Raw genomic sequence first — 3,186 nt, 5'->3', positions numbered from 1 at the left:
GTTCCGTTTGCGGAGCTCCTTCTGCTCCCGTGTCTATATGTTAAATACAGTTTTTCCTGTCCATTCTTTAACTGGACTGCATTTCCCAATGTTACGGAGTTTTCAAAATTTGTTGCAGTAATTATTTGGAATGTATGAAGAATGTGAGAAAAATAACCGCCGTCTTTTACAACAACGATTATTTAAAACTTTTATAATTTAATTACTCACTTTCATTTTCTAATTCAAAATTCTTCTTATCAATATTTTCTTTTGAATTATTTTTAAGTAAATTAATATGATAAATTATTTCATGATCAGATATAAATCCTTCTAAATTAACTTTTTCTATTTTTTTACTATTTTCAGCTGAAAATGTAATTGTACATAATATTAAAAATAATAAAAATCTCAAACTTCTTCTTTTATTTTTATATGGCATTATACTCATCCTTTCTTTACTAAAATTACTTTTAAAATTTCTTACATTATATAGGGACTTTCATATTTCATAATTTTTATCATTTTTTCTTTTTCTTCTAATCAATCCAACCTTTTTAATACACATAGATTATATAATATATTGTGATAAATTTAAAAAATATAAAAATTCATGATAATTTTGTGCTACATATAGATTTCTAAACTTTTTAAGTATCTTATAAATCTTTTTATTTCCTGATTTTGATATAAATTTTCATTTCCTATCAATTTAAACATATAACCTTTATACACTATTTCATAAACTATAGGATTTTTAATTTTTTCTTCATTAAATTTAATAATTTTAGGATTTGTTTCATCAGAATTTTGATTTTTTACAATATTTTCTTTAGACGTTATCTCTTCTGGGAAAAATGATATATTGTCATTAGAAATCGATAATATTGCCTCTGTTGATAAATTCAATTTTTCAATTATGCCCAAATTTTTATTTTCAAAAACAATATGATTAATTCCTCTTATTTCTTTTACTATTTTTAAATAGATTTCTTTATTTTCAAAAATATTTATTTCAGATACATTCCAATGAGAAAAATCAATATATTTTTTACGATTTATTTTAAATTTATGATTGTTTCTTATATTTAATTCTATATTTTTAATCGGTCTTTCAACAATTTTATTTGGATTATATATTTCTTCATCTGATATATTTAAATAACAGTTAGAAATTGAATTTTGAGAAATTGCCAACATATTTTTTGAAGACAAAAAATATAAACTAAATAAAAAAATATATAGTATTTTCACCAATCCCCAACCTTTCACTAAAAATTATAAATAGCATTTTCATTATCTATATATAAACTATTCTCCTTTCTTAGTTTTTCTATAATATCTTTTATAGTTTGTATAAATGTTAATAATTTCTTATCTTTAAAATTATTTTCATTATCATAAATTATAAAATTATGATTATTATAGGTTATATCATACAAAGTGATATCTTTTTGAATTTCATATTTACTTTTGATAGGTATACTCAATGGAATTTTCCCATTATTATTCTTTTGATATTTTTTTATCATCTCTTCTTTTTTACACAATTCTTTAAGATTTATTTTAGAACTCTGATTATTAATTTCAGAAAATTCATAATTAATATATTTAATATTTAAATCTTGCATATATTCACTTATATTGGCTTGTTGAAATGAATTTTCCAAGACATTTTTTATAGAAGGAGATAATATTTTTTTATATTCTGTATTTATTTTAATCATATTTTTTTGTTCTATATCTTCAGGAATTTCTAATTTCAATGTTCCGTCACGGTAATAATAAATATTTAATATACCGACATATTCCCAACTTTCTGAAGAAGACATTTCTTGTAGAGTAATAATTTTATCATTAATATTATTGGTTTTTATATTTTTTCGATTTCTAAAATCAATAACTTTAATAGAAAAAACCTCATTTTTAGAAATATTTTCATATTCTTTAACATCTTGCCATATAATATTATTATTTCCTAAAACAAACATTGATAAGAATAAAAAATATATTATTATTTTATTCATTTTTTATATTTCCTTTATCAAAAAGTTCTGTTTTCTCTTTTAAATTTTTAACTCTTATTTCTTTTCCTATAACACTTTTATTATAAAAAAATCTTATATTTTGGGGGTTTGGTCCATTGAGTTTATCCATTACTTTTCTTTCAATCCAAAGAGTATTTACTTCATCAGGATAAAAAGGTTGCATAATATATTCTTCTTTTCCATTTGAATTTTTAATTTTAACATATCTATTTTCTAAATACATTATTCCTTCTTTTGTAATTATTTTTCTTACATTTTCAGAATCAAAATATTTCATTTTATTTTTATTCGATAAAATATAATCATAAGGATGTCCTACAAATTCATGTTGTTCACCTGGTATTTTACTTTTATATTTTATTTCTTTAGATTTCCCTTTTTCATCTATACTGTAATATGTTAAATTGTTTGTATTTATATTTTTATCTATATAATTAAAATTATAAAATATTATATCTGCTACAGTTTCACCTTTTTTCGATATCTCATAATTCGTAGCCATATTATGACGATACCAATCTTTATTTAGTTCTAATTCTTTAGTAACGTTTTTTTCATCTATAGGATGAACTATAAATTTAATTGGACTATTAATAATTTCTCTAACAGCTTCTGTTTTAAATTTTGTATAATCATCAACCCCTTTTAAACTTCCTTTTTCTTTTATTTCGATTTTTATTGAGCCATCATCCATAATCTTTGTTCCTAAAGTATCCACATTAGCAAATTGATATACATCTAATTCTCTTTTATAATTCTCAGATTTTAAATTATCTCGTAAAAGTAATTTATCCGAATTTAATAAATCTACTAATATCCCTTGCATTTCTGATTTATTTCCTTTATTAATTTTATTTAAAAATTCTTCTATTGCAAATTTTTTACCATAGTTTAAATATTTTTTTAATTCTTCATTGTTTCCTACTTCTAAAATAATTTCATCTCCCACATTAGTCCCCAGCTTGCTAGTATCAATCTTCCCGTCAGACCTGTACGTCATATTCTGGTTGCTTCCCTTGTACTCTTCCTTGAAGTAAGCATTTGCGGCCCTTCCTGTACTTTCAAGTCCTTTTTCTTCAGTTCCAGTCGCTATCTGTCTTCCTGCCACTCCATTTACAATATGGCTTGCCTCTTCTGCAAGTGTTCCGATTAATCCTGC

At 22.5% G+C, this 3,186-nt stretch carries 3 protein-coding genes and 1 pseudogene; all 4 read right to left on the bottom strand.

The annotated features are described in order from the left end of the window. Window positions 1-202: 202 nt before the first annotated feature. Complete coding sequence (locus tag K324_RS0109445) at window positions 203-421, bottom strand: hypothetical protein (protein WP_026748913.1); 219 nt, start codon at window positions 419-421, stop codon at window positions 203-205. Between the two features lie 185 nt (window positions 422-606). Further along, complete coding sequence (locus tag K324_RS0109440; protein ID WP_026748912.1) at window positions 607-1,233, bottom strand: hypothetical protein; 627 nt, start codon at window positions 1,231-1,233, stop codon at window positions 607-609. A gap of 17 nt (window positions 1,234-1,250) precedes the next feature. Further along, window positions 1,251-2,006, bottom strand: coding sequence for a hypothetical protein (locus K324_RS0109435; protein WP_026748911.1), 756 nt, complete (start codon window positions 2,004-2,006; stop codon window positions 1,251-1,253). Next, window positions 1,999-3,186: pseudogene (locus tag K324_RS16090) on the bottom strand (hypothetical protein); the annotation flags it as partial. The gene K324_RS0109435 and the pseudogene K324_RS16090, both read right to left, overlap by 8 nt.

This window comes from Leptotrichia trevisanii DSM 22070, assembly GCF_000482505.1.
GTDB lineage: Bacteria > Fusobacteriota > Fusobacteriia > Fusobacteriales > Leptotrichiaceae > Leptotrichia > Leptotrichia trevisanii.
This window is presented reverse-complemented; position numbering and strand designations above follow the sequence as displayed.